This is a genomic window from Mesorhizobium sp. P3_A10 (assembly GCF_056403175.1).
Genome location: NZ_JBFUFZ010000007.1, coordinates 356,450 through 381,302 on the forward strand (window position 1 = coordinate 356,450; position 24,853 = coordinate 381,302).

Annotated in this window: 24 protein-coding genes; 17 read left to right on the top strand and 7 right to left on the bottom strand. The window is 63.7% G+C overall.

What is annotated here, in order from left to right; genetic code table 11:
• Window positions 1-3: 3 nt before the first annotated feature.
• Entirely contained in the window at window positions 4-2,736 is a 2,733-nt protein-coding gene (gene secA, locus AC1DXU_RS25595) for a preprotein translocase subunit SecA (protein WP_477373438.1), read from the bottom strand.
• Window positions 2,737-2,987: 251 nt separating this feature from the next.
• Between secA and AC1DXU_RS25600 the strand changes: the two genes are divergently transcribed.
• Window positions 2,988-3,905 (top strand): peptidylprolyl isomerase, encoded by a 918-nt coding sequence (locus AC1DXU_RS25600; protein ID WP_477373440.1) that lies wholly within the window; start codon window positions 2,988-2,990, stop codon window positions 3,903-3,905.
• 62 nt (window positions 3,906-3,967) lie between these two features.
• Here the strand turns inward: AC1DXU_RS25600 and AC1DXU_RS25605 are convergent, their stop codons facing one another.
• Together AC1DXU_RS25605 and AC1DXU_RS25610 are read right to left on the bottom strand one after the other, a co-directional pair.
• Window positions 3,968-4,567 carry a TetR/AcrR family transcriptional regulator gene (locus AC1DXU_RS25605; protein ID WP_477373442.1) on the bottom strand — a complete coding sequence of 200 codons (600 nt, stop codon included), beginning with the start codon at window positions 4,565-4,567 and terminating at the stop codon, window positions 3,968-3,970.
• 86 nt (window positions 4,568-4,653) lie between these two features.
• Window positions 4,654-5,880, bottom strand: a complete 1,227-nt coding sequence (locus AC1DXU_RS25610) for a caspase family protein (RefSeq protein WP_477373444.1) — start codon at window positions 5,878-5,880, stop codon at window positions 4,654-4,656.
• A gap of 164 nt (window positions 5,881-6,044) precedes the next feature.
• Between AC1DXU_RS25610 and argJ the strand changes: the two genes are divergently transcribed.
• The 5 genes from argJ (at window position 6,045) to AC1DXU_RS25635 (ending at window position 9,218) form a co-directional block, all read left to right on the top strand.
• Window positions 6,045-7,286, top strand: coding sequence for a bifunctional glutamate N-acetyltransferase/amino-acid acetyltransferase ArgJ (gene argJ / locus AC1DXU_RS25615; RefSeq protein ID WP_477373446.1), 1,242 nt, complete (start codon window positions 6,045-6,047; stop codon window positions 7,284-7,286).
• Entirely contained in the window at window positions 7,286-8,065 is a 780-nt protein-coding gene (locus AC1DXU_RS25620) for a GNAT family N-acetyltransferase (RefSeq protein ID WP_477318243.1), read from the top strand. The genes argJ and AC1DXU_RS25620 overlap by 1 nt, the downstream gene beginning before the upstream one ends.
• A complete protein-coding gene (mutT, locus tag AC1DXU_RS25625; RefSeq protein ID WP_477373448.1) occupies window positions 8,062-8,484 on the top strand; it encodes an 8-oxo-dGTP diphosphatase MutT in 423 nt (140 codons plus the stop codon). The genes AC1DXU_RS25620 and mutT overlap by 4 nt, the downstream gene beginning before the upstream one ends.
• A 112-nt stretch (window positions 8,485-8,596) precedes the next feature.
• On the top strand, window positions 8,597-8,908 hold the full coding sequence (locus tag AC1DXU_RS25630) for a hypothetical protein (protein ID WP_477373450.1): 312 nt from the start codon (window positions 8,597-8,599) through the stop codon (window positions 8,906-8,908).
• A gap of 127 nt (window positions 8,909-9,035) precedes the next feature.
• Entirely contained in the window at window positions 9,036-9,218 is a 183-nt protein-coding gene (locus AC1DXU_RS25635; protein ID WP_477318249.1) for a Flp family type IVb pilin, read from the top strand.
• A gap of 31 nt (window positions 9,219-9,249) precedes the next feature.
• Here AC1DXU_RS25635 and AC1DXU_RS25640 read toward each other — a convergent pair whose 3' ends face one another.
• Window positions 9,250-10,122, bottom strand: coding sequence for a methyltransferase domain-containing protein (locus AC1DXU_RS25640; protein ID WP_477373452.1), 873 nt, complete (start codon window positions 10,120-10,122; stop codon window positions 9,250-9,252).
• Window positions 10,123-10,185: 63 nt separating this feature from the next.
• Between AC1DXU_RS25640 and AC1DXU_RS25645 the strand changes: the two genes are divergently transcribed.
• The 4 genes from AC1DXU_RS25645 to AC1DXU_RS25660 all read left to right on the top strand — a co-directional run bounded on the left by AC1DXU_RS25645 (window position 10,186) and on the right by AC1DXU_RS25660 (window position 12,655).
• Window positions 10,186-10,971 (top strand): ComF family protein, encoded by a 786-nt coding sequence (locus AC1DXU_RS25645; protein ID WP_477373454.1) that lies wholly within the window; start codon window positions 10,186-10,188, stop codon window positions 10,969-10,971.
• A 28-nt stretch (window positions 10,972-10,999) separates the two neighbouring features.
• Window positions 11,000-11,269 (top strand): glutaredoxin 3, encoded by a 270-nt coding sequence (grxC, locus tag AC1DXU_RS25650; RefSeq protein WP_477373456.1) that lies wholly within the window; start codon window positions 11,000-11,002, stop codon window positions 11,267-11,269.
• A gap of 97 nt (window positions 11,270-11,366) precedes the next feature.
• Window positions 11,367-12,233, top strand: coding sequence for a carbon-nitrogen hydrolase family protein (locus AC1DXU_RS25655; protein WP_477373458.1), 867 nt, complete (start codon window positions 11,367-11,369; stop codon window positions 12,231-12,233).
• Entirely contained in the window at window positions 12,230-12,655 is a 426-nt protein-coding gene (locus AC1DXU_RS25660) for a DUF1178 family protein (RefSeq protein WP_477373460.1), read from the top strand. Before AC1DXU_RS25655 ends, AC1DXU_RS25660 begins: the two co-directional genes overlap by 4 nt.
• Before the next feature lie 4 nt (window positions 12,656-12,659).
• Here AC1DXU_RS25660 and AC1DXU_RS25665 read toward each other — a convergent pair whose 3' ends face one another.
• Complete coding sequence (locus AC1DXU_RS25665) at window positions 12,660-13,145, bottom strand: MarR family winged helix-turn-helix transcriptional regulator (protein ID WP_477373462.1); 486 nt, start codon at window positions 13,143-13,145, stop codon at window positions 12,660-12,662.
• 117 nt (window positions 13,146-13,262) lie between these two features.
• Here AC1DXU_RS25665 and AC1DXU_RS25670 point away from each other — a divergent pair, with 117 nt between their 5' ends.
• Window positions 13,263-14,195: a DMT family transporter gene (locus AC1DXU_RS25670; RefSeq protein ID WP_477373464.1), complete on the top strand. Its 933-nt coding sequence runs from the start codon at window positions 13,263-13,265 to the stop codon at window positions 14,193-14,195.
• Here AC1DXU_RS25670 and AC1DXU_RS25675 read toward each other — a convergent pair.
• Together AC1DXU_RS25675 and ubiG are read right to left on the bottom strand one after the other, a co-directional pair.
• Window positions 14,164-14,505 carry an MmcQ/YjbR family DNA-binding protein gene (locus tag AC1DXU_RS25675; RefSeq protein ID WP_477373466.1) on the bottom strand — a complete coding sequence of 114 codons (342 nt, stop codon included), beginning with the start codon at window positions 14,503-14,505 and terminating at the stop codon, window positions 14,164-14,166. The genes AC1DXU_RS25670 and AC1DXU_RS25675 overlap by 32 nt on opposite strands.
• A 26-nt stretch (window positions 14,506-14,531) precedes the next feature.
• Window positions 14,532-15,281 carry a bifunctional 2-polyprenyl-6-hydroxyphenol methylase/3-demethylubiquinol 3-O-methyltransferase UbiG gene (ubiG, locus tag AC1DXU_RS25680; RefSeq protein ID WP_477373468.1) on the bottom strand — a complete coding sequence of 250 codons (750 nt, stop codon included), beginning with the start codon at window positions 15,279-15,281 and terminating at the stop codon, window positions 14,532-14,534.
• A gap of 223 nt (window positions 15,282-15,504) precedes the next feature.
• Between ubiG and AC1DXU_RS25685 the strand changes: the two genes are divergently transcribed.
• The 6 genes from AC1DXU_RS25685 to AC1DXU_RS25710 all read left to right on the top strand — a co-directional run bounded on the left by AC1DXU_RS25685 (window position 15,505) and on the right by AC1DXU_RS25710 (window position 24,746).
• Complete coding sequence (locus AC1DXU_RS25685) at window positions 15,505-17,736, top strand: diguanylate cyclase (RefSeq protein WP_477373470.1); 2,232 nt, start codon at window positions 15,505-15,507, stop codon at window positions 17,734-17,736.
• A 153-nt stretch (window positions 17,737-17,889) separates the two neighbouring features.
• Complete coding sequence (locus tag AC1DXU_RS25690; RefSeq protein ID WP_477373472.1) at window positions 17,890-19,143, top strand: aspartate kinase; 1,254 nt, start codon at window positions 17,890-17,892, stop codon at window positions 19,141-19,143.
• Window positions 19,144-19,224: 81 nt separating this feature from the next.
• Entirely contained in the window at window positions 19,225-21,495 is a 2,271-nt protein-coding gene (gene ptsP / locus AC1DXU_RS25695) for a phosphoenolpyruvate--protein phosphotransferase (RefSeq protein ID WP_477318271.1), read from the top strand.
• A gap of 9 nt (window positions 21,496-21,504) precedes the next feature.
• Window positions 21,505-22,584: a peptide chain release factor 1 gene (prfA, locus tag AC1DXU_RS25700; protein ID WP_477373474.1), complete on the top strand. Its 1,080-nt coding sequence runs from the start codon at window positions 21,505-21,507 to the stop codon at window positions 22,582-22,584.
• Window positions 22,577-23,446 (top strand): peptide chain release factor N(5)-glutamine methyltransferase, encoded by an 870-nt coding sequence (gene prmC / locus AC1DXU_RS25705; protein WP_477373476.1) that lies wholly within the window; start codon window positions 22,577-22,579, stop codon window positions 23,444-23,446. The genes prfA and prmC overlap by 8 nt, the downstream gene beginning before the upstream one ends.
• 340 nt (window positions 23,447-23,786) lie before the next feature.
• The gene (locus tag AC1DXU_RS25710) at window positions 23,787-24,746 is read left to right on the top strand and encodes a DUF4167 domain-containing protein (protein ID WP_477373478.1); all 960 of its coding nucleotides are present in this window, start codon (window positions 23,787-23,789) and stop codon (window positions 24,744-24,746) included.
• Window positions 24,747-24,853: the final 107 nt, after the last annotated feature.

Here is a 24,853-nt window from a genome sequence, read left to right on the forward strand (position 1 = left end):
GTGTTAGGCAAACGCGCCGTGGCAGTGCTTGTACTTCTTGCCGGAGCCGCAGGGGCAGGCCTCGTTGCGGCCGATCTTGCCCCAGGTTGCCTGGTTGTTCGGATCACGATCTTCGGGAGCGACGATGGCGTTCTGTTCCTGACGGACCAGAAGGGCTGTCTCGCCACCTTCGAAGTCGTTCTCGCCGGTGGTGCCGTCGATGTGGGTGCCGAACATCTCCGGCGCTTCCGGCGGCGGGGCTTCGGCGGCCTGGCGAACCAGTTCGACGCGCATCAACTGCGCGGTGACGGCCTGGCGCAGATTGCCCAGCATCGCCTGGAACAGTTCGAACGCCTCGCCCTTGTATTCCTGCAGCGGGTCGCGCTGGGCATAGCCGCGGAAGCCGACGACCGAGCGAAGGTGGTCGAGATTGACGATGTGCTCGCGCCACAGGTGGTCGAGCGTCTGCAGCACCACCGAGCGCTCGACATAGGTCATCACGTCGGGGCCGAAACGCTCGGCGCGTTCCTTGGCGGCGGTGTCGGCGGCCTCGGTGATGCGCTCGCGGATATCGTCCTCGGCAATACCTTCTTCTTTGACCCAGTCCTCGATCGGCAAATCGAGATTAAGGAATTCGGCGACCTCGGCCTTGAGGCCGGCGGCGTTCCACTGCTCGGCATAGGCGTTTTCGGGGATGGCCTTGGCGACGATCTCGTCGATGACGCCTTCGCGCATCTCGGCGATGATTTCGGTCAGGCCCTCGCCGTCCATGAGCTCGATGCGCTGCTCGAACACCACCTTGCGCTGGTCGTTCGAGACGTCGTCGTACTTCAGGAGGTTCTTGCGGATGTCGAAGTTGCGGGCTTCGACCTTCTTCTGCGCCTTTTCCAGCGCCTTGTTGATCCAGGGATGGATAATCGCCTCGTCTTCCTTGAGGCCAAGCTTCTGCAGCATGCCGTCCATGCGTTCGGAGCCGAAGATGCGCATCAGATCGTCCTGCAGCGACAGGAAGAATTTCGAGCGGCCGGGATCGCCCTGGCGGCCGGAGCGGCCGCGCAGCTGGTTGTCGATGCGGCGCGATTCGTGACGTTCGGTGGCCAGCACATAGAGGCCGCCGGCGGCGAGCGCCTTTTCCTTGAGACGGGCGATATCCTCGCGGATTGCCTTTTCCATGGCCTCGCGCTCGGGGCCTTCCGGCATGTCGCCAAGCTCGTCGGCAATGCGCATCTCTGCGTTGCCGCCGAGCTGGATGTCGGTGCCGCGGCCGGCCATGTTGGTGGCGATGGTGATGACGCCGGGCTTGCCGGCCTGGGCGACGATCGCCGCCTCGCGCTCGTGGTGGCGGGCGTTCAGCACTTCGAAGTTCTTGAAGCCTTCCTTGCGTAGGCGCTCGGCCAGCTGCTCGGATTTCTCGATGGACGTCGTGCCGACCAGCGTCGGCTGGCCCTTGGCACTGGCTTCTCGGATCTCCTTGACGATCGCTTTGTATTTTTCCTCGACCGTCCGGTAGACCTCGTCATCCTCGTCCTTGCGGATGACCGGCAAATTGGTCGGGATCTCGGTGACGTCGAGATTGTAGATGTTGCCGAATTCCTCGGCTTCGGTCAGCGCCGTGCCGGTCATGCCGGCGAGCTTCTTGTAGAGGCGGAAATAGTTCTGGAAGGTGACGGAGGCCAGTGTCTGGTTCTCCGGCTGGATCGCCACATGCTCCTTGGCTTCGAGCGCCTGGTGCAGGCCTTCCGAATAACGGCGGCCCGGCATCATGCGGCCGGTGAACTCGTCGATGATGACGATCTCGCCGTTGCGGACGATGTAATCCTTGTCCCTCTGGAACAGCCGGTGCGCCTTCAGCGCATTGTTGACGTGGTGGACGATGGCGACGTTTTCGACGTCATAGAGCGACTCGCCCTTGAGCAGGTCGGCATCGCGCAGCAGGTTCTCCAGCTTCTCGGTGCCTTCCTCGGTAAAGATCGAGGTCTTCTGCTTCTCGTCGATCTCATAATCCTGCGGCTGCAGCTGGATGATGAAGGTGTCGATGGTGTTGTACATTTCCGAACGGTCCTCGAGCGGACCGGAAATGATCAGCGGCGTGCGCGCCTCGTCGACCAGGATGGAATCGACTTCGTCGACGATCGCGTAATTGTGTCCGCGCTGCACCATCTGGGCGCGCTCGTACTTCATATTATCGCGCAGATAGTCGAAGCCGAGTTCGTTGTTGGTGGCGTAGGTGACGTCGGCGGCGTAGGCGACGCGGCGCTCCTCGTCGGAGAGGCCGTGGACGATGACGCCGACCGAGAGGCCGAGGAATTTGTAGACGCGGCCCATCCATTCGGAGTCGCGGGTGGCCAGGTAGTCGTTGACGGTAACGACGTGARCGCCGTTGCCGGCCAGCGCATTGAGGTAGACGGGCAGCGTGGCGACCAGGGTCTTGCCCTCGCCGGTGCGCATCTCGGCAATGCCGCCATTGTGCAGCACCATGCCGCCGATCAACTGCACGTCGAACGGGCGCATGCCGAGCACGCGGCGTGCCGCCTCACGCGCGGTGGCGAAGGCTGGCACCAAAAGGTCATCGAGGCTGGCGCCGTTGGCGATGTCCTGGCGGAATTTGTCGGTGCGCCCGACAAGCTCGGCGTCGGAGAGCGCCCGCATCTCGTTTTCCATGGCGTTGATCGCCTCGACACGGGGCCGGGTCGCCTTGACACGGCGATCGTTTGAGGAGCCGAAAACCTTACGGGCGAGACCGCCGAGACTGACCATCCAATGGTCCTTTCGATAGAATTCTCAATCTTGAGACGGGTGCCGGCCGGCCCCATCACATCCGCGTGATACGCAGACGAACACAAAAAGCGCCCGGAAAACGGTTCTGGACGCAAAGTCGTTGGACAGATAAGAGGGGGCTCAACTGATGTCAACGCCGCGCTCGCCCTGCGGGTCGCGCCAAATTCCGCCACAATCAGGCTGATCTGCAAGCCCTTCCCGCTCTCGCAATCCCCATTGGAGTTATCTTGATGTCCTTATTGTTCCGCCGTGCGTCGCTCGCCAGCCTTGGTCTGGCTTTCGGCCTGTCGGCTCTCTCCGTGTCGCCGCTGATGGCGGAAGATGCCGCCCCGGCGCAGCCGGCAGCCGCAGCACCCGCGGCCGCGCCGGTTGATCCGAACGCCGTTGTCGCCACGATCAACGGCCAGACGCTGACCGAGGCGGACCTTGTGCTTGCTGAAGGCGAGCTGTCGCAGCAATTCGCCCAGCTTCCGCCCGAACAGCGCCGCGCCGCTGCCCTTTCGGCGGCCATCGAGATCCGCGTCATGGCCGCCCAGGCGGTCACCACCGGCCTCGACAAGGACCCTGATTTTCAGCGCCGCATGGCGTTCCTGCAGCAGCGTGCCCTGCATGGCGAGCTGGTCGAGAAGGGTGTCGTCAACAAGGTCACCGACGCCGAGGTTCGCGCCCGCTACGACCAGGAAATCGCCAACACCCCACCGGTCAATGAGGTGCATGCCCGTCACATCCTCGTGAAGACGAAGGAAGAGGCCGAGGCGATCATCAAGCAGCTGGACGGCGGCGCCGATTTCCAGAAGCTCGCCAACGAGCACACCAGCGATCCCTCTGGCAAGACCAGCGGCGGCGATCTCGGTTGGTTCGGACCTGGCCAGATGGTGCCGGAATTCGACAAGGCCGCCTTCGCGCTCGAGGTCGGCAAGTACACCAAGGAGCCGGTGCAGTCGCAGTTCGGCTGGCACGTCATCAAGCTCGAGGACAAGCGCGTCAAGCAGCCGCCGGCGTTCGACGACGTCAAGGACCAGGCCAAGCAGGCGGTCATCCGCGACAAGTATTTTGCGCTGGTCAAGTCGCTGCGCGCCGCCGCCAAGGTCGAGATTCCTGACGCGAACCTGAAAAAGGCGGTCGATACGCTGGAAAGCGCCAAGTAGGCCTGAAGACAACGACAAAAGGGCGCTGCAAGCGATTGGGCTTGCGGCGCCTTTTTTGTTTTCTAGCCCGCGCCGGGCGCTATGCCGCGCATCACATAGCGGACCGCTGCGCGTATCGTGGCTTCGTCTTCGTCGAGGCGGTCGGTCAAAAGATGCGTCCAGGCGAAGGAGGCGATCAGGTCGGCGACGAGCTCGACGTCGACATCGGCCGCAACCTCACCACGCGCCTTGGCGCGCTCGATCATCTGGCCGGTATGGGCGCGGCGCCCTTTCGCATAGTCGGCAAGGGCCACGGCCGCGGCTGAATCCGACTGCGCTTCGGCGACAAGCGACCTGAACACACTGCCCGACGACGTCAGGCGCCAGTGTGAGAACAGGTTTTTCAGGAAGCCGACGAGGTCTCCCTCCAGATTGCCTGTGTCTGGAGTGTCGACGCGCTTGCCCCGCTGATAGACTTCGAGCAGCAGGGCGGCCTTGCTCGGCCACCAGCGATAGATCGTGGGTTTTCCCGCACGCGCCCGCCGGGCCACGGCCTCGATCGAAAAGCCGGCATAGCCGGCCTCGACCAGCACCGCTTCGGCGGCATCGAGAATGGCGCCGGCGCTGTCAGGGTTACGCCGCGCGCCGATCGATTTGCGCCCGGGATACGCGTCTTCACCCATCTGCCTGTTCCCCGCGGACCGTTCTACAGGGATCATATAGGGTCTCTTGATGAAACGAAACGCTCCGTTCTATCCCCGGCCTGTGGCTATTGCATCGCTTCGGATGTTTCCGATGCGATGCGCCATTGCCCATCGGCCTTGACGAGTCCCAGCGTCACCCGCGCCTTGCCGGTCAGCCGTGCCGCCGCTTTGTCCTTCGGCACATAGTCGTAAGCCATGGCGAAAACCGCCTCGGCGCTGTCTTCGCCATGCGGCGTCACCTCAAGGCTGCCGGGCTCGAGATCGAACGACCATGAGGCAAATTGCGCGAACCAGTCGGTCTTGACCTTGATGAGGGCGTCCGTGTCGTAGCGGGTGCCGAAGATGGTGGCGGAGGGACTGTAGAGCCGCTTGACGGTTTGGCTCATCGCGTTCGTATCCGGTGCCAGATAATCATGGCGCAGGAAAGCCTCGATCGAGCCCTTGTCGCCGACGGAACGCTCCAGCGCCGCAACCTTGGTTTCGGGCGCGGGGCCGACAGCCGGCTTTACGTCCGCGACGGGTTCTGTGCCAGGCACGAATTCGAAGCGTTCGAGCAGCGAGCCTTGCTCCCAGGGGCGCTGACCCTCGCGTGTTTCGGAGACCACGTCGCGGCGCACGGCGATCATCATGTCGTTGATGCTTTGGCCGGGTTCGGCGATGTGCCGCAGGAGTGCCGCGGCGAAGGGCGAATTGCGCCCGGTGCCGTCCATGGCGACCGCGCCGGGCGCGGTCGAGAAGGCGATGAACGAGCCGCGCGTCGAATCGAACTGCGCCAGGCCGGCGAGAGCTGTTGCCGAGCGGGTGCTGGCGGTGCGGCTCAGGCTGCGCGCAAACGGATTGTTACGGCAGGCATCGAGGAACACCAGGCTGACCTTGGTCTGCTGTTCCATGATGTCGAGAACTTCGTCGATCGGCACGGCTTCGAGCTGCAGCTTGACCGGCATATCGAGCCTGGCATCGACCGGGACGATGTAGTTGCGCCCTTCGACCTGCAGGCCATGACCGGCATAATAGAATAGCCCGACACCGGCGCCCTCCAGCGCATCGGAAAATTCGCCGATCTTGCGTTCAAGCTCGCGCTTGCCGAGATCGTTGCCTTCGATGACCTCGAAACCGATCGAGCGCAGCTTGCCGGCAATGTCGAGCGCGTCGTTGACCGGATTGGTCAAGGTGCCGGCCTCGGCATAGGTGCCGTTGCCGATGACCAGCGCCACGCGCTTTTCCGGCTGCGCATCGGCGCTCAGGAGCAGAAGCCCCAGAAACGCCATCGCCAAGATCACCAACCTGCCCATGGCCGATCATAACGCGAGAGGTCTCGCCGACGCCAACGGATTTGAAACGCAAGCTTAATTCGCAGTGGTTGCCACCCCGGCAGGCGCGGCGAAAACGCCCTTGCGCCCGCGCGCTGTATCGGGCAAACCGGCCTTCCCTTGCGAATTTCCCGCCCGAGGTCTCCATGTCCGCAACGATTTCGCCGCTCGCGCCGAAGAAATATCCCAAAATGCCTGCCATCGAGGGCGTGCGCATCGCCACTGCCGAGGCGGGGATAAAGTACAAGAACCGCACCGACCTGCTGGCCATGGTCTTCGACGCCGGCACCACGGTCGCCGGTGTGTTCACCAAGTCGAAATGTCCGTCGGCGCCGGTCGATTTCTGCCGGCAGAACCTTGCCGCAGGCAAGGCGCGCGTGCTGGTCGTCAACTCCGGCAACGCCAATGCCTTCACCGGCAAGAAGGGCCGCGCCTCCACCACATTGACCGGCGAGGCGGCTGGCAAGGCTGCGGGCTGCACGCCAGGCGAGGTGTTTTTGGCCTCCACCGGGGTCATCGGCGAGCCGCTCGATACGGCGAAGTTCAGCCATCTGCTGGCCGGGCTGGTCAAGGACGGCAGGCCGGACCAGTGGACCGAGGCGGCAAAGGCCATCATGACCACCGACACCTATCCCAAATTGGCGACCGCGACGATCAAGCTCGGCGACACCGATGTCACCATCAATGGCATCGCCAAGGGCGCCGGCATGATCGCGCCCGACATGGCGACGATGCTCTCCTTCATCGCCACCGATGCGCCGATCGCCGCACCCGTGCTGCAGGATCTTTTGTCGCGCGGCACGGCCAAGACCTTCAACGCTGTCACCGTCGACAGCGACACCTCGACCAGCGACACGCTGCTGATCTTCGCCACCGGTGCTGCCGGCAGGCGTGGCGCGCCGGCGATCAGCGACCCTAAGGATGCCCGCCTCGGCGCGTTCCGCCGGGCGCTGGGCAAGGTGCTGAAATCGCTGGCGCTGCAGGTGGTGCGCGACGGCGAGGGCGCCCGCAAGCAGGTCGAAGTCACCGTCACCGGTGCGAAATCGGCCCGCTCGGCCAAGCGCATCGCGCTGTCGATCGCCAACTCGCCGCTGGTCAAGACGGCGGTCGCCGGCGAGGACGCCAATTGGGGCCGCGTCGTCATGGCCGTCGGCAAGGCCGGCGAACCCGCCGACCGCGACCTGCTGTCGATCTGGTTCGGCGACAACCGGCTGGCGCATGAGGGCGAGCGCGACCCCGGCTATTCCGAAGCGGCGACATCGGCCTACATGAAGCGCGACGAGATCCGCATCCGCGCCGATATCGGCATCGGCCGCGGCAAGGCAACGGTGTGGACCTGCGATCTCACCAAGGAGTATGTCGCCATCAACGGCGATTATCGGAGCTGATGGTGGTGGTCCCCAGGCATCCGGCAAGCGTGCTGGCGACCGTGCGCCGCTACGAGGCGGCCGGCTTTCGCGCCTGGCCGGCGGCGGCCGTCCACTATGACGGCACCTGGGTGGTGCGGCTCACGGCCGGCCATCCAGCCAAGCGGCTGAACTCGGTCAATCCGCTCGATCCCGGCGACATCCAGCACATTGCCGAGCGCATCGGCCGCGCCAGCCGTCGTTTCGAGGCCTATGGCAGGCCGTTGACCTTCCGCATCTCGCCGCTGTCGGGGCCTGATCTTTCCAACCATCTCGACAGCGAAGGCTGGAGCACCTTTGACGAATCACTGGTGATGCGGCTGCCGCTGGCGGACGCCCAGCTTGACGCCGCCATGGACCAGATCCCGTTGAAGGACATCAGCCGCTTTATCGGCGCGTCGCTCAAGGTCAGCGGTTCGGATGTGTCGCTGCGACCGGGCCTGTCGGAGATCATCGGCGCCATCCAGCCGGAGGCCGGGCTGTTTGCGCTCGAAGAGGGGACCGAGCCGCTGGCGACGCTGATCTGCGTCCATGACGGCGATCTCGCCGGACTGTTCGAGATCGCCACCGACAGATCGGTGCGCAACCGGGGCCATGGCCGCCACCTCATCCTGTCGGCGCTGAAATGGGCGCGGCTGCGCGGCGCCCGCGAAGCCTGGCTGCAGGTCGAGGCCGTCAATGTGCCGGCGCTTGGGCTTTATCACTCGCTCGGCTTCAACGAAGTCTATCGTTATCACTATCGCCGGCCGCCAGGGGCATGAGCGGCGCGAACCCCGCCGGCAAGCGCCTGCTGCTGGTCGCCGCCTGTGCGCTGGTCGATACCGATGGCCGCGTACTGCTGGCGCAGCGGCCTGAAGGCAAGCAACTTGCCGGGCTGTGGGAGTTTCCCGGCGGCAAGGTCGAACCCGGCGAGACGCCGGAACAATGTCTTGTCCGCGAACTGCATGAGGAGATCGGCATCGAAACCGAGATCCCGTGCCTGGCGCCGCTCACCTTTGCCAGCCATTCCTATGATGATCTTCATCTGCTGATGCCGCTGTTCGTCTGCCGCCGCTTCCGGGGCATCGCGCAGCCAAAAGAAGGGCAGGCGCTGAAATGGGTGCGGCCAAAGCAGATGCGCGATTACCCGATGCCGCCGGCCGACGCGCCGCTTATCCCGTTCCTCATCGACCTTTTGTGATCCGCAGCCACTGCCTTGGTTCAGGCAGCGTTAATGGAAGATTTATCTTGCCGTGAAAAATTGAGGGAAGGCCGTGTCTGGCCGCGCCTTTGATTCGCTGGGGAGCGATTGCATGAGCCTCGACAAGGACTGGGACTCGATCCGGCCCGATCGCAGCCGCGCCGCCGAAGCCGGCATGGGCATCTTGCGCGCTACGCTGCTGTTCGGCTCAGCCGCGGTGGCGCTGGCCTTGATCGCAACCCCCTTCCTCGACGGCCTGCGGTCGCAATCCGACCGTGATGGTCTTGCCGGTGGCTTTGACATGACGAGCACCGGTTCGATCGGCCGTCGCGACAGCTATACGCTGCGCAGAAGTGTGCTGCAGCCGCTGCCAAGTTCGATCTGCGTGATCCGTGCAAACGGCAAGCGCAGCGGCGATTGCTGAAAACATAGTCAACAAAGTCTTGGGGCCATCCCCGGTGAAGGCCCTGTTTCACCGCCTGTTAAGCTTGTGCCGTTAACCTTTCTTAACAGGTCCGCGTTATGGTTCCTGATATAAGGGATCGACGAACATGAAACCACTACTGCTACGTTTTTTGGAAGATGAAACTGGCGCCACGGCCATCGAATATGGCCTGATCGTCGCGGTATTGTCGCTCGTCATCGTCGGCGGCGTCGGCAGGGTTGGCAATGCGATCCAGTTCCTGTTCAGCGATGCCGACAGCAAGCTTGCCAACGCCTTCGCTCACCACTGATCTCATACGGCTGTGCAATCGGGGAACCCCGTCAGCGTTGGTCGGGGTTTTCCAGTATCGTCTTCAAAGATAGCTTCGCCGAGCCCGGCTTCAGCGGCTTTTGTTGCGAAGCATCGGGCGCCCAGCCGGACATCCAAACGATCGAGAAGCTCGCCCTGACGCGGCCGTCGGCGTCGGAAAATCGCTCGGCGTAGATTTCGGCGGCGCGCGCAAACAGTTTTCGCGTCCCCGGCCGCCGGCTGCGGTCGACGAGCGGGCTGGTTTCGCCCATGGCCCTGAGATCGGCGAGCAAGCCAAACAGACTATCGTAGCGCACCGTCACAGTCTCGACATCGGTGACCGGCAGAGCCAGGCCGGCGCGTTGCAAAAGCGCGCCGGCGTCGCGGACATCGGTGAACGGAATGACGCGCGGACTGGCGCCGCCATACAGTTCGGTCTCCGCGGCGAGCAGGCTTTCGCGCAATTCGAACAGTGTGCCGGCGCCGGCAAAGGCGCCGAGGAAAAGCCCGTCCGGGCGCAAGGCGCGGCGAATTTGCACCAGCATGCCGGGAATGTCGTTCATCGCCTGCAGCGACAAAAGCGAGACGACGAGGTCGAGGCTTTCCGGCGCGAAAGGCACGGTTTCCAGCGGCGCCAGCAGGCCTTGCCCGCCATCCAGGAAAGCCGGGTCCGCCTCGACGCGCACGATGTCCATCACCTTGCCGCTTTCGGCGACGACGTCGGTTGCCGTCGGCGTCTGGCAAAACAGTGTTGCCGCCTTGGCGAATTGGCGCTCGACCGCCCCCAGCCGGTCGGCAAGATCTTCCGCCGCCCGCCGCATCAAGAAATCGGCGCCGCCCACCGGGCGCGCCAAAGCCCGGCGCTTGCGCGCCAGCCAGAGCGGGGTGTCGATTATCGGCTGCAACGGATGGGTTCCTGTTTTTCCGCACCGATGATGTGGTGTTATAGTGGTGCGGAGACCAACCACGTGGCCGATCCCATGCCAGAGATCAAGAGTATTGCTCGAAAGGCATTGGACTGGCCGGCGCGCATCCTGTTTCCGCCGGTCTGTGCCGGCTGCCGCCGCCATGTCTCGCAGCCCGGCGTGTTGTGCGGCGCCTGCTGGCCGAAGCTCAGGCTGCTGGAACGGCCATGGTGTGCGGTGATGGGCACGCCGTTCACCCACGATATGGGCGAAGGGTTCCTGTCGGCCGAAGCGATCGCCGATCCGCCGCCCTTCGAGCGGGCGCGGGCCGCCGTTGCTTATTCGGGTGTCGCCCGTCAGATGGTGCAAGGGCTGAAATACCAGGATCGCACCGATCTGGCGCCGTGGATGGCGCGCTGGATGCTGCGCGCCGGTTCCGAACTGATCGCAGACGCCGATGTGGTCGTGCCGGTGCCGCTGCACTGGCGGCGCTTTTTCAGGCGCCAGTTCAACCAGTCAGCGGAACTGGCCAGGGCGGTATCGCAGCTCAGCGGCCTGCCGTTTTCACCCTCGGCAATTCGCCGCGTCAAACTCACCCGCCAGCAGGTCGGGCTGGAGCGGCACGAGCGCGAGGAGAACGTGCGTACCGCCTTCCGCGTGCCGGGCGAGGCGGAAATCCAGATCGCCGGCCGCCGGGTGCTGTTGATCGACGATGTGTACACCACCGGCGCCACCGTGCGTGCCGTCGCCAAGGCGCTGAAGAAGGGCGGCGCCGGTGCGGTCGACGTGCTGACCTTTGCGCGTGTGCTGCCAGGGGACTTTCGGGCCGACGAGTCCGCGACTATATAACGTTGGTACAAGGCAGGATTGCTGAGTGATGCTCGATGTGACGATCTACACGCGGATGATGTGCGGCTATTGCGTAGCGGCCAAGCGGCTGCTCGAGCGCAAGGGCGTCGCTTACACCGAGCACGACGCTTCCTTCTCGCCGGAACTGCGCCAGGAAATGATTTCCCGCGCGCATGGCCGCTCGACCTTCCCGCAGATTTTCATCGGCGACACGCATGTCGGCGGCTCCGACGATCTCCACGCGTTGGAGGCGCAGGGGCGGCTGGATAAACTGCTCGCCAACGGTTCGACCACATAGAGCGGTTCGTAGAACCGCTCTATGTCTTTGTTTTACGCAATTCCGGACGGAAAACCGCTACACACTTTTCCTGGAATTGCTCAAAAGGGACATGACGATGGGTGTTTTCAAGGCGGCGGCGATCCAGATGCGTTCGGGCGAGAGCCCGGAGCGCAACGCGGTCGATCTGGAGCGGATGGTGCGCGACGCCGCAGGCCAGGGCGCGACCTACGTCCAGACACCGGAAATGACCGGCGCGCTGATCCGCGACAAGGAGGCGCGCGCCGCCTCCTTCACCTCCGAGGACAAGGACATCATCGTCTCGACGTCGCGGAAGCTGGCCAAGGAGCTTGGCATCTTCCTGCATATCGGCTCGACCGCCATCCTGCGTGCCGACGGCAAGCTCGCCAATCGCGCGCTTTTGTTTGGGCCGGACGGCGCGACGATTGCCGTCTATGACAAGATCCACATGTTCGACGTCGATCTCGACAATGGCGAGAGCTGGCGCGAATCCGCCGCCTATGAGCCGGGCACCGAGGCCGTCGTCACCGAGGTCGACGGCGCCAGGCTCGGCTTTGCCGTTTGCTACGATCTGCGCTTTCCGCAATTGTTCCGCGCCGAGGCGCTGGCCGGCGCCGATGTGCTTTCGGTGCCCGCCGCCTTCACCCGCCAGACCGGCGAAGCGCACTGGCATGTGCTGCTGCGCGCGCGCGCCATCGAGAACGGCGCCTATGTCGTCGCCGCAGCCCAGGGCGGGCTGCACGAGGACGGCCGCGAGACCTACGGCCATTCGCTGATCGTCGATCCGTGGGGCCGTATCATCGCCGAGGCCGCGCATGATGAGCCGGCGGTGATTGTCGCCGAGATCGATCCGGCGCAGTCGCTGGCCGCGCGCAAGAAGATCCCCAACCTCAAAAACGCGCGCGATTTTGCCGTCAACGCCGGCGCAGTGGAAGCGCCGCGTCTGCGAGGTGCGGCCTCGTGATCCGTTTCTCGCTCATTTGCGAACACGAGCACGAATTCGAGGGCTGGTTTCGCAGCAATGACGATTTCGACACGCAGAAGAAGCGTGGCTTCGTCGATTGCCCGGCCTGCGGCTCGCACAAGGTCGAAAAGGCGCTGATGGCGCCTGCCGTCTCCACTGGGCGCAAGCAGGAAAAAATCGCGCTGGCCATGGGCGAGGCGCAGAAGCAGGCATTGGCGCAGTTGAAGGCGATGGCCGAGAAGGTGCGCGAGAATGCCGACTATGTCGGTGACAAGTTTGCCGAGGAAGCGCGCAAGATCCATTTCGGCGAAAGCGATGCGCGCGGCATCTATGGCGAGGCGACGCTGGACGAAGCCAAGAGCCTGGCCGAGGACGGCGTCGAGTTCATGCCGATCCCGAGTTTTCCCGACGAACGGCACTGATTGGTCAGCTCACGCTGCCTATCAATTTCTCGAGCAATTGAGCCAGCGTCTCTCGCTCGGCGCCGGTGAGGCCGGCGAGGATTTCGTGCTCATTGGCGACGTGGGCGGCGACGGCCTCGTCGATCAAGGCGAGACCCTTCTCGGTCAATTGCACGACAATGCCGCGCCGGTCGTTGGGGTGCGGGCCGCGCAGGATCAGTCCGGCTTTTTCCAGCCGGTCGAGCCGGTTGGTCATGGCGCCCGATGTCACCATCGTCGCCTCGTATAGAGCGGTCGGCGTCAGCGCATAGGGCTGGCCGGAACGCCGCAACGTCGCCAGCACGTCGAATTCGCCGGCTTGCAGTCCGAAGCGGGCGAAAAGCGGGGCGAGGCGTTCGCGGGCAATCAGCGACGAGGCTTCGTTCAGCCGCCCAAGCACCAACATCGGTGAAACGTCCAGGTCCGGTCGTTCCCGCTTCCATTGCTCGACCGCCTTTGCCGCGCGATCCATCTGTCTCACCGTTAAATATCTTGACGTTAAGAATCTTTGCATTATCTTATCCCAAGATACAACACCGGCCGAGTGCCGCAAGTGCCAAATTTCGCAATTGAGTGACGGGACCATCCGATGAAATTTCTCTGGGATTCGGCGCTCGGCCTGCTGATCGTCACCGGCGGGCTGCTCGGCCTGACATTGCCGTTCGGCAAGCTGGCAACAGTGGCCGGCGTTCCCGCCATGGTCTGGGCCTTCGTCATTTCGCTCGGCGCCGGCGGCGTTCTGTTGTGCTCATTGCTGTTGCGCGGCCAGCGTATCCGGCTGACCCCGCACAAATTGCGCTACTTCTTCATCACCGCGGCAGTGTCTTATGCCGCGCCCAATCTGTTGATGTTCTCGGCCATCCCGCATCTTGGCGCCGGCTATACCGGCATCATGTTCACGCTGTCGCCGGTGATCACGCTGGTGTTCTCGATCCTGCTGCGTGTCCGGCGTCCCAACATTCTGGGTATCGTCGGCATTGCCGTCGGCTTCGTCGGCGCCGTGATGGTGGCGGTGACGCGCGGCGAAGCCGGCCAGCCGGCCGAATTTTTCTGGGTGGCGATGGGGTTGCTGATCCCGGTCAGCCTGGCCGCCGGCAACATCTACCGCACGGTCGACTGGCCCGAGGGGACCGGCCCGATCGAGCTTGCCGTCGGCAGCCATCTGGCGTCGGCCGCGATTCTGCTCACCGGGATTCTGGTTTTGCTGGGGGGCAGTGCGTTCGGCCCGCTCGCTGGCGTGCCGCTGGTGGTCGTCGGGCAGGTCGCGTCGGCCTCGGCGATGTTCGTGTTCTTCTTTCGCCTGCAGGCGGTCGGCGGTCCGGTCTATCTCAGCCAGATCGGCTATGTCGCGGCGGCGGTTGGGCTGTTTGCCGGGACGATCTTTCTCGGCGAGCACTATCAGCTGCTGACCTGGGCCGGTGCCGCCATCATCACCGCCGGTGTGTTCATCACCACGAAGGCGCAGAGCCGGAAGGCAGAACCGCAATCTATCAAAGCGGGCTTGCGTCAAAGAGTTTCCTGAGAGCCGGAGGCGCAACATTTCGCCAGGACGTACGCACTGCGCTGCGGAACGTCAGCTCGTCGCAAGTATCGAGCATGATCGACGTCCAGCCTTTTTGTCCCCAGCCGCCCGGCACAGGCTTGAAAACCAGCGGTTCGGCCGCAGTCATCATCTCCTGCTGGTCGCGGTCGAGCTTGATCACGGCGCGATCGTTTTCGGGCAGCGACACGAAGATGCGATTGCGCACCCGGAAGTCGGCCTTGCCGAAATGCGATTTCTCGACGGCTTCGGGAAGTTCAAGCGCCAGCTGTCGGGCTCTCACAGTGTCCACGGCCTGACAAATCTCCAGATCAACCCTCAGACCGAGCCTTTTTCCGCCAGTACCATGTAGTTGACGTCCATATCCTTCGAGCGCTGCCAGCGGTCGGCCAGCGGATTGTAGGTGACGCCGGTGCGGTCGATGATGGTGAGGCCGGCGCCGCCAAGCGCCTTTTCAAGCTCTTCCGGACGCACCAGCTTGCCGAACTGGTGGGTGCCGCGCGGCAGCCAGCGCAGCACATATTCGGCGCCGATAATAGCCAGGCCCAGCGCCTTCAACGTGCGGTTGATGGTGGCCACGAACATGATGCCGCCGGGTCGGACCATCTCGCCGCATTTGCCGACGAACAGGTCGATGTCGGCGACATGCTCGACCACTTCCATGTTGAGGATGACATCGAATTTTTCACCGGCGTCGGCCAGATCCTCGGCGGTGGTGGCGCGATAGTCGACGCTCACGCCGGCCTCTGCCGCATGCAGTTTGGCCACTTCGATGTTGGTGACCGAGGCGTCGGCGCCGACCACTTCGGCGCCAAGCCGCGCCATCGGCTCGCACAAAAGTCCGCCGCCGCAGCCGATGTCGAGGAAGCGCAGGCCCTCGAACGGTCGCGCCGCACGTGGGTCGCGGCCGAAGCGTGCCGCCACCTGGTCGCGGATATAGGATAGCCGGACCGGATTAAACTTGTGCAGCGGGCGGAACTTGCCGTTCGGGTTCCACCATTCGGCGGCTAAAGCGGAGAAGCGTTCCACTTCTCCGGCATCGATCGTCGATCGTCGGGGCTCTGGCATATAGCGGGTCTCCTCGGACGCTAGGAAGTCGGGCGTCGGGCGGCGAAAGTCAAGGCAGCTTTTTTCGCCTGCTGACAGCGCGGTGCTCATGACGCTGCGGATGGCATGCCACCGAGCAAGGCGACAGCGCCGCCTTAACGTCACATTTACGAGGGTGACGTTTTCCCGGCGCGCGATCGGGGTTTGGCGTGTACATTGCTGACCCGAGTGGTTGGATGGCTTGGTGCGAATCAAGACCCAGATCATTGGTACACTGCTGAGCGCCGCGGCTTTGATTGGCCTGGTTGGCGGCATTGCGATATTCTCCCAGGTAAGGCTGACCAAGTCCGTTGCGCTGGCCGAAGCAACAAGCGTTGGACGCCAGTTGGCCGAGACGATTGCCTTCACTGCATCCGATGCGCCGCAGTCCTTGTTCGAGAGAGCCGAGGCGCTCCGCGAATTCGTGAAGGCGCAGCACAGCCGTTCAAAGCGCGATCTCGTCGTCGTCGATCACAACAAGATCATCCTTGCCGATGTCCCGGGCGAGGAAGCAAATATCGGGACGCCTTACGGCCACGACGCAGGCAATGAAGTCGGCCGCACGATCGAGGATGGCGTGCCGCGCGACTTCGTGGAAGACAGCAGCGACGTCAGCGAAGCGATCAACCTGGTCGCGGTGCCGATCGAGAATGCTCCCGACAAGATCGTCGGCGCCGTGCTGTTCGAATACACGCCTCTGTTGCGGGCCGCCCAACACCGCACCAACGACATGCTTTGGCTCGTCGGGCTGTGCACGGCGGCGGCGGTACTGATTGCAGCTGTCTCGGGCTTTCTGCTGTTGCGCGGCTTTGGCGCCGGTCTATCAGGCCTCAATCGCGGTATCGAATCGCTGGCGCGCGGCGAGGCGGGAGCCCGTATCGGCCGTACCTCCAACGATGAGTTCGGACAATTGGCGCAAGGGTTCGACACAATGGCGTCCGAACTCGAATCCTCGCGTGAGCAGCTTGTCGCGCAAAAGGCCTACATAGAGGACATCGTCCGCACGGTCGCCGAAGGCATTGCGGTCATCGACGGCAAGGGACAGATCGTTTCCGTCAATCCGGCGGCCGCCGACATCGTCGGACGGCGCAGCGACAAGATCGAGGGACAGGAATGGCGTTCGGTGCTGGATATGCGCGGGCTGTCGGCAGACAGCCAGGCGCCCGGAACATCCCCGGTCGAACTGGCGCTGACCACGGGCCGCGGGCACCAGGCGGAGGTCCGGCTGGCAAGACCGGACGGTTCGCTGTTGCCGGTGGTTGTGAGCTGCAATCCGCTCAATCGCGCCGATGGCGGCATCGTGCTGACGCTGAGCGACATCAGCGAGTTGCGCAGCGCCGAGCGTGCGGTCAATGACCGCGCCGAGGAATTGGCAACGCTCAACCGCGAACTGAAGGAGACGTCGGAAGCCACGACCCGTCTGGTCAAGCTCGGCGAGCTGCTGCAGGCCTGCGTCACCTTCCAGGAGGCTTTCTCCGTTGTCGGTTCGGCCATGCCAGACTTCTTCGGCGGATTGAGCGGAACCGTCCACCTGACCAGCGCTTCGCGCAACCTGGTCGAGGAGATGGCGCATTGGGGCCCCGTTCGCTCGAGCGTCGGCCAGTTTGCTCCGGAAGATTGCTGGGCGCTGCGGCGTGGCCAGGAGCATGTTGCCGGTCCCGGCATGCTGACGCCGCGTTGCAATCACATCACCGAAAATGGCGGCCGCGGCTATGTCTGCATGCCGCTGGCGGCGCAGGGAGAGACGCTCGGCGTCCTGCATCTGTGCGAACCGCACGCCGCCGACAAGCCGGAATGGCTGACAGAACGGCAACAGATTCTGCGTGGTGTCGTCGACACGCTGGCGCTGGCGCTGGCCAATCTGCGGCTACGCGAAACCCTGCGCCAGCAATCGATCCGTGATCCGAACACCGGCCTCTACAATCGCCGCTATCTCGAGGAAACAAGCAGTCGTGAACTGAGGCGCATGGAGCGCTCCGAGCAGCCATTGGCGATGATCATGCTCGACGTCGATCATTTCAAGCAATTCAACGACACGTTCGGCCACGAAGCCGGAGATCTCGTTCTCAAGCAGGTTGCCGCCACGCTGCTCGACCATGCCAGGGAAAGCGACGTGGTGTCGCGCTATGGCGGGGAGGAATTCCCCCTGATGATGCCGGGGACCTCGCTGGCCGACGGCGCCGAGCGCGCCGAGGCGCTGCGAAAGGCCATCAAACAACTTCATCTCGCGCATCGCGGCCGCACGCTTGGTACCATCACCGCATCCTTCGGGGTCGCCGCGTTTCCGGAACTTGGCGCCTCATGGGCGGAGATCGTCAACGCTGCGGATCGAGCCCTCTATCAGGCAAAGGCCGACGGGCGTGACCGCGTTGTCGCCGGGCCGGGCAAGGTCGCCGCCAGCCAAAAACTGTCCAAAGTCAGCAAAAGCGTGGCTTGAAACGCCCCGCGCGTCCCAGGAATCCTCGCAGCCTTGCGGAACCGCGATCATTTGGCTAAGGAGGCCGCGCATCCAGCGGCTCGGCCTGACTGGGCGCATTCTTTCCGCTTCTCGGCCCTCGGTCCGGCATTCAGTCAAAGGCATTTCGCTTCCATGGCGCGCATCGTGATGAAATTCGGCGGAACCTCCGTCGCCGACATCGTCCGCATCCGCAATGTGGCGCGCCATGTCAAACGCGAGGTCGATGCCGGCCATGAAGTGGCGGTGGTGGTCTCGGCGATGGCCGGCAAGACCAACGAACTGGTCGGCTGGACGCGCGAAGCCTCGCCGATGCACGACGCGCGCGAGTATGATGCCGTCGTCGCCTCCGGCGAGCAGGTGACCGCCGGTCTGCTGGCGATCACGCTGCAGAACATGGGCGTTCACGCCCGTTCTTGGCAGGGTTGGCAGATCCCGATCAAGACCGACAACGCGCATGGCGCGGCGCGCATCCTCGACATTGACGGCGCGTTTTTGATCAAGCGCTTCGGCGAGGGCCAAGTGGCCGTGGTCGCCGGTTTCCAGGGCATCGGTCCGGACAACCGCATCGCCACGCTCGGCCGTGGCGGCTCCGACACCAGTGCGGTGGCGATTGCAGCGGCGGTCAAGGCCGACCGCTGCGACATCTACACCGATGTCGACGGGGTCTACACCACCGATCCGCGCATCGAGCCGAAGGCCCGGCGGCTGGCCAAGATTTCGTTCGAGGAAATGCTCGAAATGGCCTCGCTTGGCGCCAAGGTGCTGCAGGTGCGCTCGGTCGAGCTTGCCATGGTGCACAGGGTGCGTACTTTCGTGCGGTCGTCCTTCGACGATCCCGATGCACCCGGAATGGGGGATTTGCTCAATCCGCCGGGAACGCTCATTTGCGACGAGGAAGAGATCGTGGAACAGCAGGTCGTCACCGGAATTGCCTACGCCAAGGATGAGGCGCAGATTTCGCTGCGCCGTGTCGGCGACCGCCCGGGCGTTGCCGCCGGCATCTTCGGGCCGCTGGCCGAGGCCAACATCAATGTCGACATGATCGTCCAGAACATCTCCGAGGACGGCAAGTTCACCGACATGACCTTCACCGTGCCGTCGGGCGACGTCGACAAGGCGCTTGCGGTGCTCGAACGGCTCAAGGCCACGATCGGCTACGATGTCGTGCAGTCGGAAGCCGGCATGTCGAAGGTCTCGGTCATCGGCATCGGCATGCGCAGCCATGCCGGCGTCGCCGCCACCGCTTTCAAGGCGCTGGCCGACAAGTCGATCAACATCCGCGCCATCACCACCTCCGAAATCAAGATTTCGATCCTGATTGACGGTCCCTATACCGAACTTGCGGTTCGCACTTTGCATTCCGTCTACGGTCTGGATAAGCAGTAAAGAGACAGAGTCGGTTGTTGCGTTTGTGCCGGTGCGCGAGGAAGCTGCGCTGGCCGAGAAGCCATTGGAGAACAAGCCGCGATGCGTGATACGGCCAGTGGCCCGCGCGTTTTGCTGAAACGGCTCCGCGAGCTCATGCAGGAGCCGCTGGAGCCGCAGGAGCGGCTTGACCGGATCGTGCGCGACATCGCCTCCAACATGGTCGCCGAAGTCTGCTCGCTCTATGTGCTGCGCTCCGATTCGGTGCTCGAACTCTATGCTACCGAAGGTCTGAACCCGAACGCCGTCCATTTGGCGCAGTTGCGGCTCGGGCAAGGCCTGGTCGGCACGATCGCGGCCAGCGCGCGGCCGCTCAACCTCTCCAATGCCCAGGAACATCCGGCTTTTGCCTATCTGCCGGAGACCGGAGAAGAGATCTACAATTCCTTCCTCGGCGTGCCGGTGCTGAGGGCAGGGCGCACGCTCGGCGTTCTCGTGGTGCAGAACAAAACCATGCGCCACTACCGCGACGACGAGGTCGAGGCGCTGGAAACGACGGCGATGGTCATCGCCGAGATGATCGCCACCGGCGACCTCGCGCGGCTGACCCGGCCCGGGCTCGAACTCGATTTGCGCCGTCCCGTCAGCTTTACTGGCCTGTCCTTCAATGACGGCGTCGGCCTTGGCCATGTCGTGCTGCACGAGCCGCGTATCGTCGTCACCAATCTGTTCAACGAGGACAGCGAGGAAGAAGTCCGCCGGCTCGAGACGTCGCTGGGCTCGCTCAGGCTCTCCATCGACGACATGCTGGAGCGTCGCGACGTCGCCTTCGAGGGTGAGCATCGCGAGGTGCTCGAAGCCTATCGCATGTTCGCCAACGATCGCGGCTGGGTTCGGCGGCTGGAAGAGGCGATCCGCAACGGCCTGACGGCGGAAGCGGCGGTCGAGAAAGTGCAAAGCGACATGCGCGCCCGCATGCTGCACATGACCGATCCCTATCTGCGCGAGCGGATGAGCGACTTCGACGATCTCGCCAATCGGCTGCTGCGCCAGCTGATGGGCCGCGGGCCGGACGACGTCGCGGCTTCGCTGCCGAAGGACGCCATCATCGTCGCCCGCTCGATGGGCGCCGCCGAACTGCTCGACTATCCCCGCGACAAGCTGCGCGGCGTGGTGCTCGAGGATGGCGCGGCGACCAGCCACGTCGTCATCGTGGCGCGCGCCATGGGCATTCCGGTCGCCGGCCAGATGAAGGGCGCCGTGTCCATGGCGGAAAACGGCGATGCCATCATCGTCGACGGCGAGGAAGGCACCATCCATCTGCGCCCGCAGCCCGACCTCGAAGCCGCCTATGCCGAAAAGGTCCGCTTCCGGGCGCGGCGGCAGGAAGTCTACCGCGAACTGCGCAAGAAGCCGTCGGTGACCAAGGACGGCGTGCAGGTCGACCTGTTGATGAATGCGGGTCTGGCCGTCGACCTGCCGCAGCTGGCCGAGGCAGGTGCCGCCGGCATCGGCCTGTTTCGCACCGAACTGCAATTCATGGTCGCCTCGACCTTTCCTCGCGCCGAAGCCCAGGAACGGCTTTACCGCGACGTGCTCGAGGCGGCGCGCGGCAAGCCGGTCACTTTCCGCACCATCGATATCGGCGGCGACAAGGTGCTGCCTTACTTCAAGGGCGCGATCCAGGAAGAAAACCCGGCGCTTGGCTGGCGCGCCATCCGGCTGACGCTCGACCGGCCCGGCCTGCTCAGAACCCAGATTCGTGCTTTGCTGAAGGCGTGCGGCGGTCGCGAATTGAAGCTGATGCTGCCGATGGTGACCGAACTCGGCGAGATTGCGCAGGCGCGCGAGATCATCGATCGCGAGGTGCGGCACCTCTCCCGCTTTGCCCACCATCTGCCGACCAGCCTCAAGCTGGGCGCCATGCTGGAAGTGCCGTCGCTGCTGTTCCAGCTCGACGAATTGATGAAGGCGGTCGATTTCGTCTCGGTCGGCTCCAACGATCTGTTCCAGTTCGTCATGGCGGTCGATCGCGGCAATACGCAGCTGTCCGACCGCTTCGATACGCTGTCGGCGCCGTTCCTGCGGGTTTTGAAGCAGATCGCCGATGCCGGGGTTCGCAACAACACGCCGGTGACGCTGTGCGGCGAACTCGCCGGCAAACCCATATCCGCCATGGCGCTGATCGGCCTCGGCTACCGCTCGATCTCGATGTCGCCGGCCTCGATCGGTCCGGTCAAGGCGATGCTGACCGAACTGCCGCTGGACGAGCTGCAGGCCTTCTTCGACGACAATCTGATGGCTCCGGCGCAAGGGCTGCCGATGCGGGCGTTGCTGCAGGCCTTTGCCGACGACCGCTCGATTCCGCTATAGCATCCCGCCATGATCAACCTGCCCCGCGACCGTATGGACCAAGTCGTCAAGCGTTTCGAGATGCTCGAAGCGCAGATGTCGGCCGGGCCGGCCGCCGACGCCTATGTGAAAATGGCGTCGGAATACGCAGAGATTCAGGACATGGTGGCCAAGGTCCGGGCGCTGCGCGCGGCCGAGCATGAGCAGGCCGATCTGGAGGCGATGCTGGCCGACAAGGGCACCGACGCCGAGATGCGGGCATTGGCCGAGGCCGATCTGCCCGGCGTCGAGGAGCGCATCGAAGAGCTGCAGAAGGACATCCAGATCCTGCTGCTGCCTAGGGATGCCGCTGACGACAAGAACGCCATCCTCGAAATCCGCGCCGGCACCGGCGGCGACGAAGCAGCACTTTTCGCCGGTGACCTGTTTCGCATGTATGAGCGCTATGCCGCCGAACGCGGCTGGCGCTTCGAGACCGTGTCAGCCAGTGACGGCGATGCCGGCGGCTTCAAGGAAATCATCGCCACCATTTCCGGCCGGGGGGTCTTTGCCCACCTGAAATTCGAATCCGGCGTGCATCGCGTGCAGCGCGTGCCGGCGACCGAGGCCAGCGGGCGCATCCACACGTCAGCGGCGACAGTTGCCGTGCTGCCGGAGGCTGAAGAGGTCGACATCGACATCAGGGCCGAAGACATCCGCATCGATACGATGCGCGCCTCTGGTTCTGGCGGCCAGCACGTCAACACCACCGATTCGGCGGTGCGCATCACCCATTTGCCGACCGGCATCATGGTGGTGCAGGCGGAAAAGTCGCAGCACCAGAACCGGGCGAAGGCCATGCAGATCCTGCGCGCGCGGCTCTATGACATGGAGCGCAGCAAAGCCGACGAAGAGCGCTCCGAGGCGCGCAAATCGCAGGTAGGGTCGGGCGACCGTTCGGAGCGCATCCGCACCTATAATTTCCCGCAGGGACGCCTTACCGACCATCGCATCAACCTGACGCTCTACAAGCTGGAGCGGGTGATGATGGGTGATCTCGACGAGGTCATCAATGCGCTGATCGCCGACCACCAGTCGAAGCTGCTTGCCGATATGGGCGTCGATGGCTGATAGCTTGCCCGGCATGCTCGGGCCGCTGCTCAAGGTGGCACGGGAGCGGCTTGCCGTGGCCGGCGTCGCCGACCCAGCGCTCGATGCCAGGCTGATCGTCGAGCATTTTTCCGGCACGAGCCGCACGCAGGCCATCGCGAATCCTGAGCAAGCGGTCGATGCCGGCACGGTCGCGACAATCGATGCTGCCTTACGCCGGCGTATCCTGGGCGAGCCGGTACATCGCATCCTCGGGTTTCGCGAGTTCTACGGCTTGCGGCTGTCGCTGTCGCCGGAAACACTGGAGCCACGGCCGGATACCGAAACGCTGGTCGAGGCGATCTTGCCCTTCGTCAAGACGACGGTGGAGCGGCAAGGCGAATGCCGCATCCTCGATCTTGGCACCGGCACAGGCGCCATTGCGCTCGCCTTGCTCAGCGTCGTTCCGGCGGCAACCGCCACCGGGGTGGATATTTCAGAAGGTGCCTTGGCGACTGCGACGCGCAATGCCGCGCAACTCGGCCTTGCCGGCCGGTTCGAGGCGCTGCAGTCCGACTGGTTCGAAAAAGTTTGTGGCCGATACCATGTAATTGCCGCAAACCCTCCCTATATAAGCTCTCAAGACATTGGAAATCTGCAGGACGAAGTCCGCGATTTTGATCCGCATAAGGCCCTTGATGGCGGCGCGGACGGTCTTGGCCCCTACAGGATCATCGCCGCCGAGGCGGCAAGGTTTCTGGAAGCTGAAGGCAGGATAGCGGTCGAGATCGGCCATACGCAGCGCCAAGAGGTTACAGATATATTCACAGCGGCCGGCTATGTGCTGGCCGGGGCGTTTGGCGATCTTGGTGGAAACGACAGGGTTCTGATCTTTGAACTGTGAATGCCTTGATGCAGTGCGAAAAAAGCGCTTGGCAATGCCGGGGAATGCGGCTAGGGTCGCCATAACCGGATGAGACGAAGCAGGCAGTGCTCTTAGCGATTCGGTTTTCCTTGGAAATAGCTGCCTTCTTGCGCAAACGACGCCCAAGCTTCGTGCGGGAATCGTCCGGCAAGTGATGTAACCGGAACAGGATGGCACGTGGCGCCAACGCAATTGATGCGGGCGAACGCCGGTGAAGAAACGAAACGGCTGGCTGCATGAGCGCCTCCGTTCGTGAAGAGTTTTTCRAAAATTTCAAAATGAAGAGAGTCTAATGAGGCCACAACAGCAGAACAGGCGCATGCGCGGTCGCAACAATAATGGCGGCGGCGGTGGCAACAACAATAACAACAACAACAACCGCAAGGGGCCAAACCCCCTGACGCGCAACTACGAGAGCAACGGCCCGGACGTGAAGATCCGCGGATCGGCTCAGCAGATCGCCGAAAAGTACGCCACCCTTGCCCGTGACGCGCAAAGCTCCGGCGACCGGGTTATGGCGGAAAACTATCTCCAGCATGCCGAGCACTACAACCGCATCATCGCCGCCGCACAGGCGCAGCTGCCGATCCAGAACGCGCAGCAGAACCGCGACGATTTCGACGATGACGGCGACGACGATCGCGATGATTTCGACAATTCCGGCAACAACAACGGCAATGAGACGCAGGCTCCGGCGGTCAATCACGGTGCCGGTCCGCAGCCGGTCATCGAAGGCACGCCGGCCGAATTGGCGTTCAACCAGGAAAACGGCCGCGACAATCGCAACAACCGCGACAATAATGGCCGCGACAACAGTGGTCGGGACAACAATGGCGGGCGCCATCGCGACCGCCGGCCCAATGGTGGCTATGGCCAGAACGGCCAGCGTGGCGACAATTCGCGCAATGAGCAGGGTGGCCAACGCTTCGACCAGAGCCGACCCAATGAAACGCCTGTGCAGGCGGAAACCGTTTCGCAGGCCGAAACTGGTTTCGTGTCTCAGACCGAAACGGGTTTCGTGTCCCAGGCAGAACCTGTTTTCGTGGCCGAGCCCGCGCCAATGTTTGATAGTTTTTCGCCGGCGGCTCTTGCCGCTCAGGCTGAACTCAACGAAGCCGCCGCTGAAAGCGGCGCCGCACGCCGGCCGAAGCGTCCGCGCCGTCCGCGCTTGAACGCCGATCAGGTCGATGGCGGCAATGACACTGCAGCCGCAGGCGTGGATGCGGCGCCGGCTGAAGACAATGGTGGCGAACCGGCCGCCGTTGTCGTCGACAACTGATCGATCAAGGCTTTCGGATAGCGTTAGACGCGGATAGCGTTAGGCGGCGGAGAGAAATCTCCGCCGTTTTTGTTTTACGCGCGCGTAGAATATTATGCGTTGACCGA